The 14,983-nt window shown below is 68.5% G+C and carries 13 protein-coding genes; 4 read left to right on the top strand and 9 right to left on the bottom strand.

The annotated features are described in order from the left end of the window. The first annotated feature begins 17 nt into the window (after positions 1-17). Both RPX00_RS10710 and RPX00_RS10705 read left to right on the top strand, forming a co-directional pair. Entirely contained in the window at positions 18-1,325 is a 1,308-nt protein-coding gene (locus RPX00_RS10710) for an MFS transporter (RefSeq protein ID WP_406639367.1), read from the top strand. Then, entirely contained in the window at positions 1,322-3,142 is a 1,821-nt protein-coding gene (locus RPX00_RS10705; protein WP_406639366.1) for a helix-turn-helix domain-containing protein, read from the top strand. Before RPX00_RS10710 ends, RPX00_RS10705 begins: the two co-directional genes overlap by 4 nt. On the opposite strand, the gene RPX00_RS10700 is transcribed toward RPX00_RS10705, so the two are convergent. Continuing rightward, positions 3,127-3,696, bottom strand: a complete 570-nt coding sequence (locus RPX00_RS10700; RefSeq protein WP_406639365.1) for a TetR/AcrR family transcriptional regulator — start codon at positions 3,694-3,696, stop codon at positions 3,127-3,129. The two genes, RPX00_RS10705 and RPX00_RS10700, sit on opposite strands and share 16 nt — an antisense overlap. A gap of 88 nt (positions 3,697-3,784) precedes the next feature. Between RPX00_RS10700 and RPX00_RS10695 the strand changes: the two genes are divergently transcribed. Beyond that, complete coding sequence (locus RPX00_RS10695) at positions 3,785-4,660, top strand: aldo/keto reductase (protein WP_406639364.1); 876 nt, start codon at positions 3,785-3,787, stop codon at positions 4,658-4,660. 2 nt (positions 4,661-4,662) lie between these two features. On the opposite strand, the gene RPX00_RS10690 is transcribed toward RPX00_RS10695, so the two are convergent. Next, entirely contained in the window at positions 4,663-5,541 is an 879-nt protein-coding gene (locus RPX00_RS10690; RefSeq protein WP_406639363.1) for a sigma-70 family RNA polymerase sigma factor, read from the bottom strand. 71 nt (positions 5,542-5,612) lie between these two features. Here RPX00_RS10690 and RPX00_RS10685 point away from each other — a divergent pair, with 71 nt between their 5' ends. After that, positions 5,613-6,065, top strand: coding sequence for a carboxymuconolactone decarboxylase family protein (locus tag RPX00_RS10685; RefSeq protein WP_406639362.1), 453 nt, complete (start codon positions 5,613-5,615; stop codon positions 6,063-6,065). A 61-nt stretch (positions 6,066-6,126) separates the two neighbouring features. Here the strand turns inward: RPX00_RS10685 and RPX00_RS10680 are convergent, their stop codons facing one another. The 7 genes from RPX00_RS10680 to RPX00_RS10650 form a co-directional block, all read right to left on the bottom strand. Next, positions 6,127-6,705, bottom strand: coding sequence for a hypothetical protein (locus RPX00_RS10680; RefSeq protein WP_406639361.1), 579 nt, complete (start codon positions 6,703-6,705; stop codon positions 6,127-6,129). Between the two features lie 14 nt (positions 6,706-6,719). Continuing rightward, positions 6,720-7,796: a HoxN/HupN/NixA family nickel/cobalt transporter gene (locus RPX00_RS10675; RefSeq protein WP_406639360.1), complete on the bottom strand. Its 1,077-nt coding sequence runs from the start codon at positions 7,794-7,796 to the stop codon at positions 6,720-6,722. Between the two features lie 90 nt (positions 7,797-7,886). Continuing rightward, positions 7,887-8,816, bottom strand: a complete 930-nt coding sequence (locus tag RPX00_RS10670; protein ID WP_406642857.1) for an N-acetylmuramic acid 6-phosphate etherase — start codon at positions 8,814-8,816, stop codon at positions 7,887-7,889. A 16-nt stretch (positions 8,817-8,832) separates the two neighbouring features. Further along, complete coding sequence (locus RPX00_RS10665) at positions 8,833-9,834, bottom strand: MurR/RpiR family transcriptional regulator (protein WP_406639359.1); 1,002 nt, start codon at positions 9,832-9,834, stop codon at positions 8,833-8,835. Between the two features lie 210 nt (positions 9,835-10,044). Next, on the bottom strand, positions 10,045-11,799 hold the full coding sequence (locus RPX00_RS10660) for a serine hydrolase (protein WP_406639358.1): 1,755 nt from the start codon (positions 11,797-11,799) through the stop codon (positions 10,045-10,047). Between the two features lie 11 nt (positions 11,800-11,810). Further along, positions 11,811-13,079, bottom strand: coding sequence for an exo-beta-N-acetylmuramidase NamZ domain-containing protein (locus tag RPX00_RS10655; RefSeq protein WP_406639357.1), 1,269 nt, complete (start codon positions 13,077-13,079; stop codon positions 11,811-11,813). Continuing rightward, positions 13,076-14,878 carry a glycoside hydrolase family 3 protein gene (locus RPX00_RS10650; RefSeq protein WP_406642855.1) on the bottom strand — a complete coding sequence of 601 codons (1,803 nt, stop codon included), beginning with the start codon at positions 14,876-14,878 and terminating at the stop codon, positions 13,076-13,078. The genes RPX00_RS10655 and RPX00_RS10650 overlap by 4 nt, the downstream gene beginning before the upstream one ends. Between the last annotated feature and the right edge of the window lie 105 nt (positions 14,879-14,983).

The following is a 14,983-nucleotide window of genomic DNA, read 5'->3' as shown; positions in this document are numbered from 1 at the left end:
ACGGAGTGGAGTCCACTATGGACAAAAAGCTGCTGCGCGTCGTCGGAGCCGGGCTGATCGGAACCACCATCGAGTGGTACGACTTCTTTCTCTACACCTCGGCCGCCGCGCTGGTCTTCAACAAACTGTTCTTCCCGTCCGCCGATCCGCTCACCGGCACCCTGCTGGCATTGCTCACCTACGCGGTCGGCTTCCTCGCGCGCCCGATCGGCGGGCTCGTGTTCGGACACTTCGGCGACCGGATCGGACGCAAGAAACTGCTGGTCGTGAGCCTGCTGATGATGGGCGGCTCGACGTTCGCGATGGGTCTGCTGCCCACGTACAGCGCGGTCGGCGTGCTCGCGCCGATCCTGTTGACGCTGCTGCGGCTGATCCAGGGCTTCGCCCTCGGCGGCGAGTGGGGCGGGGCGGTGCTGCTGGTGTCCGAGCACGGCGACGACCGGCGGCGCGGGTTCTGGGCGTCCTGGCCACAGACCGGCGTTCCGGCCGGGAACCTGCTGGCCACGGCGGTGCTCGCGATCCTGGCGTCGACTCAGTCGGACGCGACTTTCCAGGCTTGGGGCTGGCGTGTTCCGTTCCTGCTGTCCGGCGTGCTGGTGGTGATCGGCCTGTGGATCCGGCTGGCGGTCTCGGAATCGCCGGTGTTCCTCGCGGCCAAGGCGGCCGCGGACGAACGTGAACAGGCACCGATTGTCGACGTGTTCCGCGGGCATTTCCGGGCGCTGGCCGTGACATTCGGTGCGCGTATCGCGGAAAACGTGTCGTACTACGTGATCACCGCGTTCATTCTCGTGTACGTGACGACCGGGCTCGGGCTGCCGAAGGCGACCGGTCTCACCGCGGTGCTGATCGCGTCGGCCGTCCACTTCGTGACGATTCCCTTGTGGGGACTGCTGTCTGACAAGATCGGACGGCGGCCGGTGTACCTGTTCGGCGTGGTCGGGATGGCGGCGTGGTCGTTCGGATTCTTCTGGCTGCTCGACCTCCGCACCACCGGTTCGGTGATTGGCGCGGCCGTGATCGGACTCGTCGTGCACGGCGCGATGTACGGCCCGCAAGCAGCGTTCTTCGCCGAGCAGTTCCCGACGCGGGTCCGCTACACCGGGCTTTCGGTCGGCGGCCAGCTGTCGTCCATCGCGGCCGGGGCGGTCGCGCCGCTGATCGCGGTGGCGCTGTTCGAGGCGTACCACTCCACGGTGCCGATCTCGCTCTACGTGGTCGCGATGTGCCTGTTGTCGCTGGTCGCGCTGTTCGGCGCGCGGGAGACGCGCGGCGAGTCGTTGCACGAGACGTCGGCCGGACGGCAGGCTTCAATGACAGCATGACGGGTGTGGACCCCACCGCCGAGGCGTATCGCCGGCTGCTCGAACTGCTCGCCGCTGGAGCGAGCAGTGAGCAGCTGGCGCACGTCGCTGCCCGGGGCTTGTCCGCGGAACAGTCCGCCGCGATCGGTTCGGCGACCGAGCTGGCGTTGCGGATCCGCGAGACGCTCAGCGAACACCGGCGGCGGGAAGCCGAGCTGACCGCGTTGTTCGACACCGCGAGCGACCTCGCCCGGCTGCGCGATCCGGACGCGGTGCTCCGGTCGATCGTCCGGCGCGCGCGAACGCTGCTGGGCGTCGACGTCTCGTACCTCAGCCTCAACGACGAGGCGAACGGCGAGACGTACATCCGCGTCACCGACGGTTCGGTTTCCGCTTTGTTCCAACAGATTGTGCTCGGAATGGGCGAAGGTCTCGGCGGACTCGTGGCGCAAACCGCGCGTCCGTACGCGACCGCGGACTACTTCAAGGACGAGCGATTCCGGCACACGAACCCGATCGACGCGGGGGTTCGTGAGGAAGGGCTTAAGGCGATTCTTGGCGTGCCGCTGGCGATCGGCGGCAAGGTGCTGGGCGTGCTGTATGCATCCGACCGGGCGTCGCGGGCGTTCTCGACGGCGGAAGTCGCACTGCTGTCGTCGTTGGCCGCGCATGCCGCGATCGCGTTGGACACTGCGCACTTGCTGGACGAAACACGTTCCGCCGCCGCGGAATTGAACGCGGCCAACGCGACGATGCGCCGAGCCGACGACGCGCACGATCGCCTCATGGACCTCGTACTCGGCGGTGCGGATCTACCTGCGGTGGCGGCGGAAGTAGCCGGAGTGCTGCGCGGTTCGATCGCCGTGCATGACGAGGAAGGCGGCCTGCTGGCTGGCACCGCTATGCCTTTCGACGGGGCTGCCGTAGCTTCGTCGCATGCCAACGGTCGCGCTGTGTCTACAAAGGACACCTGGGTCTGCGCAGTGCGGGCGGGCCAGGAGTTGCTAGGCAGCCTGACCTTGTCCGGACGGCCGGAGCTGGCCGGGGACGACCGTCGGCTCTTTGAGCGCGCCGCGGTGGTCACGGCATTGTTGTTGCTGCTGCGTCGTTCCGTGGCACAAGCCGAGGACCAGGTGCGCGGCGAGTTGCTGACGGATCTGCTTACCGCGCCCACCCGAAATCCCGGTGCGTTGGTCGCCCGCGCCCGCCGGTTGGGGGTCGATTTGTCGGCACCGCACGTGGTTTTGGTCGCGCACGCGTCCGGCATCTCCCGGCGCGGGCTCGCTGCCGCCTGTGCGCGGTATGGGGATCTGGTAGGTGTGCACGCCGAGCAAGTCGTCGCGCTCGCGCCGGATCAGCCTGCGGCAGCGCGGATCGCCACTGAGCTGAAGTCTGTTGTGGACTGTCCGGTGACCGTCGGCGCGGCTGGCCCCGCGAACGGGCCGGAAGCGCTGGCGCAGGCGTACACTGAAGCTGTTCGATGCGTTAATACCTTGCTAGCGCTCGGCCGCGAGGGCGACGGCGCGGCGATGGCCGACCTCGGGTTCCTCGGCGTCCTGCTCGGCCGCCATTCCGACCTGTCCGGTTATGTCCGGGCGACTCTCGGTCCAGTCCTCGACTACGACGCCCGGCGCGGCACCGACCTCATCGGCACGCTGCGTGCGTACTACGCGGCTGGTGGGAATTTGGTGCGGGCAAAGGAAACTCTGCACGTCCATGTCAATACGGTGGCGCAGCGGATGGAGCGCCTCGCCGTACTGCTCGGCGAGGACTGGCGCGAGCCGGAGCGGTCGTTGGAGATCCAGCTCGCGCTGCGGGTGCATCAGCTCGGCGGCTGACGCACTCCAGCGAGGATCAGATCGAGCATCCGGCCCAACTGTTCCGGTCCGTCCGGCAAGGTTCGCATACTGCACGCGCCAACCACGGTCACCACGACGTCTTGCGCCCGAACATCCGCGCGGAGCGTTCCCTCTTCTACGCCCGCGTCCATGATCAGCTGCACAGCCTCGGTCAGCTCCGCGCGGACCTGTGTCATGTCGACCGTGCCCGCCTCGATGATCGCGCGCAGCGTGTCGGCCATGTCGTACTTCGTGCTCGCGTACTCGGCGAAGCGGTCCATCCACCGGCGGAGCGCGCGAAGCGGCTTCTCGGTCGCAAGCAGCTTCGGTGCACTCGCGACGACCTGTGCCAGCTCGTCCCGGTACAGCGCCTCCACGAGCGCTTCGCGAGTGGGGAAGTGTCGGTAGAGCGTGCCAATGCCGACACCCGCTTCGCGCGCGACTCGCTCCAGCGTGACGGGCTCGTCGCCTTCGCCGAACGCTTCGCGGGCAGCAGCCAGCAGGCGAGCGCGGTTGCGTTCAGCGTCCGCGCGCGGCTTCTTCGGACTCGACAAAGCGGAGGGTCCTCCGGTTCTGCTACGGTGGCAATACGGAGGCGCCTCCGCATCAACGTCCACTATGCCACGGCAGGAGTCTTTCCTCATGACGGCAACCCCAGCTCCAGGCGGCACCGCGAAGCTCGCCGGCCATCAGGTCGCGCGGATCGGCTACGGCGTGATGCAGCTTGGCCGCCCCGGCGCCAACCGCGCTGACCAGGTCGAACTGCTGCGCTCCGCGGCCCGCGCGGGCGTGAATCACCTGGACACGGCCCAGTTCTACAGCGACGGCCGATGCAACGACCTGATCCGCGAAGCGTTCTCTCCCTATCCGGACGACCTGGTCGTGGTGACCAAGGTCGGTGCCGTAGAAGCTCAGCAAGGGCTGCAGCTCGCGCAACAACCGCAGCAGCTGAGGGAGCAGGTCGAGGCCAACCTCACCTCGCTCGGCGTCGAACAGCTCGACGTGGTCAACCTCCGGCGCGCGGACGCCGGGCCTGGGCTGATCGCGGAAGGCGACCAGATCGTCGACATCGACGACCAGCTAGCCGAGCTGATTTCCCTGCGCGACGCGGGAAAGATCGGCGAACTCGGGCTCAGCAACGTGTCCGCGGACCAGCTCCGGCACGCGCTCGACGCCGGGATCGCCTGCGTCCAGAACTCCTACAACCTGCTTGCCCGCGCCACCGAACCCGTGCTGGAGCTGTGCCGCGAACACGGGATCGCCTGGGTGCCGTACTTCCCGCTGGGCTCCGCGTTCGACCTCGGCCAGGACGTAACCGGGCATCCCGTCGTCACCGGGATCGCGGCTGAACTCGGCTGTACGCCCGCGCAGGTCGCGCTGGCCTGGCTCTTGCAGCGCTACGACAGCACGTTGCTGATCGCGGGGACGGCGACCCCGGCGCATCTCGCCGAGAACCTCGCCGCCGGCCAGGTGCGGCTGCCCGCCGAAGCGGTAGCCGCCCTGGACCGGCTCGGCTGACCTCAGAAGTTCAGCGCCGCGACCCGCTCGGCGTCGGCGAGGATGTTGATCTCCGTGATGAGCCCGTCGGACACGGTGAACGACAGCACCGAAACCGGCTTCCCGTCGCGCAGGGCGACGATGCCGGGACCGCCGTTGACGGTCGCGTACTGGGAAACCAGCCCGACCGGACGGAACTGCGACGCGCTGCCCGCGACCTCGGCCGCACCGCGCACGACCTTCGAGCCGAGCCCGCCGGTGTCGACGCGCAGCAGCGCGTCCGGGTGCAGCAGCGCGACGAGCCCCTCGAAGTTGCCGCCGCGCGCGGCGGTGAGCCAGGCGTCCGCGATCTGCCGCTGCTGGGCACGGTTCGGCGGGCCGGCCGGCGTCGCGCCCTGCACGCGGCGGCGCGCCCGGCTCGCCAGCTGCCGGACCGCGGCGGTGTTCTTGTCGAGCATCGTGGCGATCTCGTCGAACGGCACGGCGAACATGTCGTGCAGGACGAAGGCGAGCCGTTCCGCCGGGTCGAGCGCCTCCAGCACCACCAGCAGCGCGAGCCCCACCGAGTCCGCGAGGACCTCCTGCTCCGCCGGATCGACGCCGTCCCCGGTCTCCACGACCGGGTCCGGCACCCGGATGTCCAGCGGGTCCTCGCGGCGGGTCGCACGCGAGCGCAGCATGTTGAGGCATTGCCGCGACACGATCGTCGTCAGCCAGCTTCCGGTGTTGCGAATGTCCTCTCCGGACGATCGCGTCACCCGCAGCCAGGTCTCCTGGATGGCGTCGTCGGCCTCGGCGAACGAACCGAGCATCCGGTACGCCACCGCCCGCAACCTGGGCCGATGCTCCTCGAACTGAGCCGCCCAGAAATTCTCGTCCTGTTTTTCGTCCCGCACTGTCACATCTTCTCCTTGCGCCGGGTCCTACCACCAGGACCCGCCGAACACGGCGGACGTGACAGGAGGAGACCACCATGCAGGCACGGATGACCCACCCGATCCAGGTTCAGCCGGACGCGATGAAGGCGCTGATGGCGCTGAGCAAGGCCACGAACGACAGCACGGTCCCCGCGACCACGCACCACCTGATCCACCTGCGGGTGAGCCAGATCAACGGCTGCAGCATGTGCGTCGACATGCACGCGCGGGAGATGAAGGAAGCCGGCGAGAAGGACGAGCGGATCTGGGGCGTCGGCGCGTGGCGCGAATCGCCGTACTTCACCGACGCCGAGCGTGCCGCACTGGACCTGGCCGAGTCCGTGACCCGGCTGGCCGACCGGACCGACCCGGTCCCGGACGAGGTCTGGGACGCCGCCGCGGACATCTACGACGAGAAGGAACTCGCGTCGCTGCTGCTGTCCATCGCCGGGATCAACGTGTGGAACCGGCTCAACGCCGCGATCCGCCAGCCGGTCGCTTCGGTCTGACGCGCACTGGGGGTGTTGCCGGAAGCGGCGGCGAGGGGATCCGCCGCCGCTTCCGGCAGCTTTACACGCTGGCGGGCAGCCGCTCCCGGATCGCCGCGACGGCGTCCCGAGGCTCATCGGCCCAGAAGTCGAGCTGCGTGATTTCGACGGTGCCCTTGCGGCCGAGGTCGACCAGCAGCGGTTCGCGGAGGGTGACCGAGAGGTTGGTCGACTGGCTGATTCCCACTGCCAGCACACCGTCTTCGGGCACGCTGACGGTGCCCCGGGTTCGCGGCGACCGGCTTGCCTGCCGGACGGAATCGATGCTGGCCAAGGGGATCCGGCAGTCGAAAGTGGACAGGTATCGCACCCGCAGCTCGTCCTTGCCGACCGAGTGCGGGTACTTGTAGAGCGTCGCGACGAGAGCCAAGAACGCGAGCGCGCAGAGGATTTCCAGCACCAGCACCGAGATCCGCACCGGCACCGACTTCACCACGACCTCGACCAGCACGATGTCGACCGGGTTGACCACCAGCAAGGCCCAGAACATCGGACGGATGCCGCGGCTGTAGTGAATCGCGGCACCGCCGGTCGGCACGTCGATCCGGCGGCGGAACACGAGCGACAACGCCCGCGCCAGTATCGGTACTTGTCCCTTCACGGTGCCCCCAGGTGTCAGTCGGCGGTACCCAGCCGCGCGGCCCACTTCTCCTCTATTCTCCCGAATTTCCAGATCGCGAACGCGGCCATCCAGGTGACGACGAAGAGCCCGACGATCGCGAAGCCCACGTAGTCGAGGTTCACCGAGGCGATCGCCGCGAGCGGTCCGGAGGTGATGTCCAGCTTCTCGGCGAGCAGCGTCACCAGCTCGATGGTCCCGATGCCGAGCGCGACCGCTACGGAAAGCGCGGTGACCGTGAGGTTGTAATAAATCTTCCGGATCGGCCGGGAAAAAGCCCAGCCGTAGGCGTAGTTCATGAGCACGCCGTCGGCGGCGTCGAACAGGCTCATCCCGGCGGCGAACAGGATCGGCAGCACGAGAATCGCGTACCAGGGCAAGGAGAACGCGGCCGCGCCCGCGGCGAGCACGAGCAGCCCGATTTCCGTCGCGGTGTCGAAGCCAAGTCCGAAAAGGACTCCCACCGGATAGATGTGCCACGGCTTCCGCACCGCTTTCGTGGCCCCGCGCAACAGCCGGTTCATCAGGCCGCGGTTGTCGAGATGGCGTTCCAGTTCGGCTTCGTCCAGTTCGCCGCGGCGCATCCGGGCGAACACGCGCGCGATCCCGACGAGCACGACGAGGTTCATGATCGCGATCAGGTACAGGAAAATCCCGGACACCGACGTGCCGATCAGCCCGGTCGTCTCGTGCAGCGCGGAACCGTCGTCCTCCAGCTGCCCGGCGATCGCGCGGACGCCCATCGACAGCAGCAGGCACAGCGCGAACACGATCGTCGAGTGGCCAAGGGAGAACCAGAAGCCGACCGACAGCGGACGCTGCCCGTCGGACATCAGCTTGCGCGTGGTGTTGTCGATGGCGGCGATGTGGTCGGCGTCGAAGGCGTGCCGCATGCCGAGCGTGAACGCGGTGACGCCGAGGCCGATGCCGAACGTGCCGCCCGCGCCGAGCGCGTAGTGCTGCGGTGCCACGACCAGCGCGAGCAGACCCCAGCCGACGAGATTGAGCAGCAGGATCACGGCCGCCATGCCGCCGATCGACCACCGATCGCCGCGAGTGAGCCGCTGCGTCATCGCCGTCCTCTCGCTCGCCGAAAGCCGTGAAGGGCTCCTTCAGGGAATCAGATTCCCTCAAGGAGCCCTTCACGGACAATCCAGTAAGGCTCAGCCGGCGCGCAGGTGCAGCGAGTCGAGCGCCTTGCGCACGTGCCCGCCTGCCGCGGACAGCGCCTCGGCGGAACGGGTGACGTCGCTGCCGGACAGCAGGTGCACGAGCGCCACCTTGAGGTCGCCGCCGGATTCGGTGAGCGCGTCCGAACAGTCGGCCATCGTCATGCCGGTGGCCTCCTGCAGGATCCGGATGGTGCGGCCGCGCAGCTTCGCGTTCGTCGCGCGCATGCTCACCATCAGGTTCGAGTACGTCTTGCCCAGCTTGATCATCGTCGCGCTGGAGAACGCGGTGAGGATCAGCTTCTGCGCGGTGCCCGCCTTCATCCGGGTCGAGCCCGCGATGGCCTCGGGACCGGTGGCGACGGCGATCAGCACGTCCACGCCGGACGGCTTCGCGGCACGCGGGTTGGCCGAGACGAGCCCGGTGTGCGCGCCGATCCGGCTGGCTTCGGCGAGCGCGCCCAGCACGTACGGCGTGCGCCCGGAAGCGGCGAGCCCGAGCACGAAATCGCCTGGCCGCACCGAGCTGGCGATCTCCGCCGCACCGGCGTCCTCGTCGTCCTCAGCGTTCTCGACGGCCTGCCGCAGCGCCTTCTCGCCGCCGGCGTGGTGCGCGACGAACCAGTCGCCGGGCACGTTGAACGTCGGCACCAGTTCGGCCGCGTCCAGCGTCGCGAGGCGGCCCGAGGTGCCCGCGCCGACGTAGTGCACGCGCCCCCCGCCGCGCAGCGCCTCGACCGCGTAGTCGACCGCACGGGCCAGCTGCGGCAGCACGGCGGCCACCGCGTCCGGCACCCGGCGGTCCTCGGCGTTGATCGCGCCGAGGATCCCCATGGTGGACATCAGGTCGATGTCGACCGTGCGCGGGTTTCGTTGTTCGGTGGGCGAATCGACGTGCACCGTCTGGCAGGGGACGGACATCAGATCCTCGCTTCTTGGTTCACTTGCCGGTTTCCCTCGGACGACGGCGCCCGTCGGGTCTGACCCCGAGCCGGTGCGAGCCGACCGCGTCCCTCGTCGCGTCGAGCGCGCTGACCGACTCCTCCATGTGCCGCTGTGCCACGCCGATGAAGAGGCAGTCGATCACGGTCAGCTGGGCGATCCGGCTTGCGGTCGCCCCCGACCGGAAGGTCGTTTCGCGGGCCGCCGTGGTGAGCACGTGGTCGGCGACCTCGGTGATCGGCGAACGCGGGAAGTTCGTGACCGCGACGGTCACCGCGCCGTGCTCGCGCGCGACCCGCAGCGCCTCGACGGTGTCCGTGGTCGCGCCGGTGTGCGAGACGCCGATCGCGACGTCGCCCGGCTTCAGCACGGCGGCCGAGGTGAGCATGATGTGCGTGTCCGACCAGGAGAAGCTGACGCGGCCGATCCGGTGCAGCTTCTGCTGCAGGTCAGCGGCGACGAAAGCGCTTGCGCCCACGCCGTACACGTCGACCCGGCCGGCTTCGGCGACGAGGTCGATGACGCTCTGCAGCGAGGCGACGTCGAGCTGGTCCGCGGTCTCTTCGACGGCGCGCGCGTCGGCGAAGCTGACCTTGCCGATGACGGACGCCAGGTCGTCGCCAGGGCCGATCTCGCCGCCGAGGTTGCGCGAGGTGCGCGCCTCGGTACGGGCGGTGTCCGCGGCGAGCGCGATGCGCAGCTGCGGGTAGCCGCCGACCCCGACGGCCTTGCAGAAGCGCGTAACGGTGGTCTCGGAGGTGTTCGCGGCGAGCGCGACCTCGGTGATGCTGCGGCGCGCGACGGCGGCCGGGTCCTCGAGCACGACCTTCGCGACGCGCTGCTCGGCCCGGGCGAGTCCGGGCAGCAGCGAGCGAATGCGGACCAGGGGGCTCGCATCCGCGTCGCGCGCCGCCGTCTGACCTGCGAGGTGCTCGGAGGGTGCGCTGCTGATTACGGATCCCGCATCATCCGCCGTCGGAAAGTTACTAACCGTTGGCATTTGCGACAAGGCTACCCACATCCTTCGGCAGAACCACAACCCGTCCGTGTCTGCGGACTTCGGTTTGCGATTAATCGTTGTCAAGAAAGTCGCCAACCGGGTCCACCGCGTTAACGAGGTCAAGCTAACGACTTGGCAACTAAGTGTGTCTAGCGAAGGAGTTTGTTCCACTGAGTGGGGACACAATGGTGGCAATACGCGGCGGCGTGCCTACCGAGCGCTCAATTTCCAGCCGGAAGAGGCCAGTTCCGAGGGGTTTCGCTCACCATCGAGCACGAGGCGGCCGCGTTGGGTGACTTTCACACTATCGAGGGAAACTCCCCGTCCCGAGTAATTCGGGTCGGTGCTGTAACGCCACCGAAGCGAGGTAGCGGCAGCTGCGGGCACCTCCGCGGACACCCGCCACCAGGAGCGGTGCCCGTGTCCGCCGAGCGCGGACGTCTCGTCGTCGGGTGCGCCCGGGCCACAAGCCTGAAGCGGAATAGGTTGCCAATTAACCCCGTCGGTGCTCGATTCGAGCTGTAACGGGTCACTCGGGCCCTCTGTGTCGACGAAAGCGTCGAAGGAGACTCGCAGTGGCGCACCGGCTGGAAGCGGTTGAGTACTGAGCGTAGCGACGCTGTTGTTTCCGAGACCCGCGTACCAGGCGTCGGGGCCCTCGGCCGGTCGCACGGCCATGGCCTTCGCGAGCGACGTCGCCCAGACCTGGCGCGCGGTGTTGATGGAACCCCAGGTGCGCGTGGGGTGCACGCGGTTGGTGAGCAGCAGCGCGAACGAGCGCGATTCGGGGTCGATGACGAGCGTGGTGCCGGTGAAGCCGGTGTGGCCCGCGCTCACCGGCGACGCCAGCGCGCCCATGTACCAGGGCTGGTCGAGTTCGAAGCCGAGCCCGTGTTCGTCGCCGGGGAAGCGCTGGTTGTAGTTCGTGAGCATCTTCGTGACGGTGTCCGGCCGCAGGATCCGATGCCCGTGGTAACTGCCGCCGTTGAGGATGGCTTGGCAGAGCACGGCCAGGTCGCTCGCCGTCGAGAACACGCCCGCGTGCCCGGCGACGCCGCCGAGCGCCCAGGCGTTCTCGTCGTGCACCTGCCCACGCACGAGCCCGCGCGGCGGGGTGGTCTCGTACTCGGTCGCGGCAATCCGGTCGAGCTTCGACGCGGGCGGGTTGTAGCCGGTGTCGACCATGCCGAGCGGCGCGGTGATGCGGTCGTGCACGACCTGGTCCAACGGCTTGCCGGACAGCTTCTCGATCAGGAAGCCGAGGGTCAGCATGTTGAGGTCGGAGTACAGATACGTGCTGCCCGGCGCGTTCTTGAGCGGGCTGTCGAGCACCGCCTTGCGCCGCGACGGGATGTCCGGGTAGCCCTCCCAGAGCGACGGCGACGGGTCGGCGTCGAAACCGGAGGTGTGCGTGAGGAGCTGCAGCACGGTGACGTCCTGCTTGCCGTTGACGCCGAACTCCGGCAGATAGCGCACGACCGGCGCGTTGACGTCCAGCCTGCCCTTTTCGATCAGCTGCAAGGCGGCGATCGAGGTGAACAGCTTCGAGATCGACGCCATGTCGAAGATGGTGTCGTTCCGCATCGGAACCTGCTGGTCAGGCGGCAGTTCGGGGCCCTTGGCGTCGGCGTACCGGAGCGCGCCGCCGACCGCGTAACGGTCCACGACCACGCCGTCGTGCGCGAGCAGGCCGACCGCGCCGGAGAAGTGCGGATGCCCGCTGGCGTCCGGCTGCGTCCAGCTCTTCAGGAACTGCTCGGCGTCGCGGATCGGCTGCGGATCGAGGTTGACCTCGCGCGGGCTGCCGTCGCGCAGCGTCGTGCTCGCCGGGGCGAACCCGTGCTGTGGACGGTCGAAACGCCCGGCGAAGGTGCCGTGCCGGTTGTCGATCGTGGCTGCTCCCGCGGTCGTCGTGGCCGCGACTAGGACGGCCAACGTCGCGACGAGCACTTTCCTAGCACGCATGACCGCTCTCCTCAGCGATAGATCAGGTGGGGGCGGCGTCTGCGGGCGAAGTCGGCGAGTTCGGCGCGCCACGCGCCGGTGATCTCGTCCACCCCTGCGCCGGCGTCGACCATGGTGCGCAGCCGCGCGGATCCGGACAGCTTGTCGATCATGTGGTCCGGGCGCCAGCCGAACTTGTCGGGCGCGATGCGCTTGGCTGTCACGAACATCGAGACGGTGGTGCTGATCGCGTCGAACGCCCGCGGATCGGTGACGGTGACCTGTACGCCGCCGCAAGGCTCGTTCACGAACTTGCCGAAGGTGGGCACGAAGTAGATCTCGCGGAACGCTGCGCCCGGCAGGTGGAGCTTCTCGAGTTCCTCGCGCCAGTGCCAGTCGAGGCCGGGCGCGCCGATGATCTCGAACGGCCGTGTTGTGCCGCGTCCTTCGGAGAACACCGTGCCTTCGAACATGCCTGTGCCGGGGTACACGAGCGCTGTGTCCGGCGTCGGCATGTTCGGGCTTGGCAGGACCCAACGCAGACCGCTGTCCGCGAAGAAGCTGTCGCGTCGCCAGCCGCGTACCTGGACGACTTCGAGCTTCGCCAGCTTTACGCCTTCGCCAGGCAAGAACTCGGCGGCGAAGAAGCGCGCTAGTTCTCCGACGGTCATGCCGTGCTGCTGTGCGATCGGCTTCAGCCCGACGCCGGATGAGAACTTCGGGTCAAGCACTGGGCCGGACAGCCGTCCGCCGATGGGATTTGGCCGGTCTAACACGACGAAGGCCGCGTTGACCTTCGCTGCGGCGACCATCGCTGTGTACAGCGACCAGATGTAGGTGTAGAAGCGCGCGCCGACGTCCGCGATGTCGAAGACGACAGTGTCGAGGCCGGCCTTCTGGAACAGCGAAGCAAGCTTCGTCGCGTTAGCGCCGTACGCGTCGTACACGGGGATGCCGGTACGCGGGTCGGTGTAGTCGCCTTCGGAGCCGCCAGCTTGCGCGCTGCCGCGAAAGCCGTGCTCGGGCCCGAAGGCCGCGACGGGACGTACGCCCGCCGCGACCATCGAGTCGACAATGTGGTCGCCGTTGGCGAGCACGCCCGTCGGGTTGGACAGCACGCCGAGCTTGCGCCCGGCGAGCGGACGCCAGCCCTGTGCGGCGAGCTGTTCGGCGCCGGTGACGACTCGGCGTTCCAACTCGGGTTGTGCCGCTTCGGACGCCTGTGCTGCCGCTGAGCCGCCCGCGAGCACCGGAACGGCGAGCGCTGGAACGGCCAGGAAGTTCCTGCGGTTGAGAGTCACCAGGTCAGCCCGTGTCCGAAGGGGTACTTGACGGTGTGCACGTCCGTCCCGGCCGGGATGTCGACCGGCAGCTTTCCGCTCGGCTTCGTCTCGCCAAGGACGACCTTGGCCAGTGCTTCGAGCGACGGCGTGATGTAGCCGTAGGTAGCGAGCCAAGTCGGCACCGGGTTCGCGTACCCGGCGTCGTACGGAATCTGCGCGGCGACCGCGACCACCGGCTTCCCGGTGTCCATCAGCGCCTGGAGAAGCTTGCCCTGCAAGGGGAAACCGCCGAGGTTGTTGGTCAGCACCACGACGACGTCGTTCTGCTTCGCGGCTTCGGCGGCCTTGGCGATCTGCGCGTCGGTCGGCGTCTGCCCGGTGGCCAGCGCGGTCGCCTTCGTGCCGTGCGCGGTGAAACGGCCGGCAAGCGTTTGCGTCGTGGTGTCTCCCCAGCCGGTGACCAGCACGGACGACGGCTTCTGCTTGAGCGGCAGCACCCCGGCGTCGTTGGCGATCGCGGTGATCGACCGGTCGGCGATGCCCTGTGCGGTGGCCAGGTGCTCCGGCGTGCCGACCTTCTTCATGACCTGCGCGGGGTCGGTGAACGGCGAGGACAGGATTCCGCGCTTGAGCTTGAGCTTCAGCACGCGCAACACGCTCTGGTCGATCCGCTGCATCGTCAGGTCGCCGGACTTCACCGCGGCGATCACGGCGTTGATCGCGACGTCCAGGTGCACCGGCATGAGCAGCTGGTCGATGCCGGCTTTCAGCGCGAGGACCGGGATTTCGGCGTCGCTGTGCAGCTCCCGCACGCCCTGCATCTCCAGCGAGTCGGTGATCACGACGCCGTTGTAGCCGAGTTCGCCGCGCAGCTTGCCGGTGATGATCGGCTTCGACAGCGTCGCCGGTTCGCCGGACGGGTCGAGGCTCGGGAACTGGATGTGCGCGCTCATGATCGAGTCGATGCCCGCCGCGATCGCGGCCTTGAACGGCGGCACGTCGATCTTGCGCCAATCCGCTTCGGTGCGGTTGATCTTCGGCAGCCCGGTGTGGCTGTCGGTCGCCGCGTCGCCGTGGCCGGGGAAGTGCTTCGCGGTGGACGAGACGGTCTGGCTCGCCCGCCCGGACTCCTGGTAGCCCTTGACCTCCGCGGACACGAAACCGCTGGCCAGGTCGGGTCGTCCGGAGAACGACCGGACGCCGATGACCGGGTTGGCCGGGTTGGAGTTGACGTCCGCGTCCGGCGCGTAGTCCTGGTTGATGCCGACCGCGCGCAGTTCGTGGCCGAGGATCGTGGCGGCCTTGGTCGCGCTGCCGGTGTCGCGACCGGCGGCGATAGCCATCGCGTTCGGGAACTCGGTGGCCGGCGCGCCCATCCGCGTGACCGTGCCGCCCTCCTGGTCAGTGCCGATCTGCAGCGGGATGTGCGCGCCGCTGGAGAGCGCGGCGCGCTGCAGGCCGTTGGACAGCTTCGCGACCTGCACGGGATCGTCGAAGTTGTCGCGGCTGGTGTTGTTGAAGTAGATGACGCCGCCGAGGTGGTACTTCCGCACCGCTTGCGCCGCGGTGTCGACGCCGAAATCGGTTTGGTTCTTGGGGTTCACCTCGTCCGCGGACTTGCCGTTCACCCACGTGACGAACAGCTGCCCCACCTTCTCCTCAAGGCTCATGCCGCGCAGCGCCTGTGCCGCGGCGGCGTCGAGCTGCGCTGAGGTCTGCGGGGGTGTCTGCTGCGGTTGTTTCGGCGCCGCGAAGGCCGAGGAACTCAACCCCCCGACGGCGAGCACCCCCGCGAGGGGAACGGCGAACACCTGCATCCTCCGCGTGCGCGCGAGTCGGTTCGTCACGAATTGCCTCCCAGTGTCGCGTGCCGCCGCGGGTGGAGACGCGGGTCGTGAAGCGTCCACCGGGCAGCACCGGTA

Origin of the sequence: Amycolatopsis sp. WGS_07 (assembly GCF_045278895.1) — a bacterium.
Classification (GTDB): Bacteria; Actinomycetota; Actinomycetes; order Mycobacteriales; family Pseudonocardiaceae; genus Amycolatopsis.
Note: the sequence above shows the minus strand (reverse complement) of the source record. Positions and strands in the feature narration are given on the sequence as shown.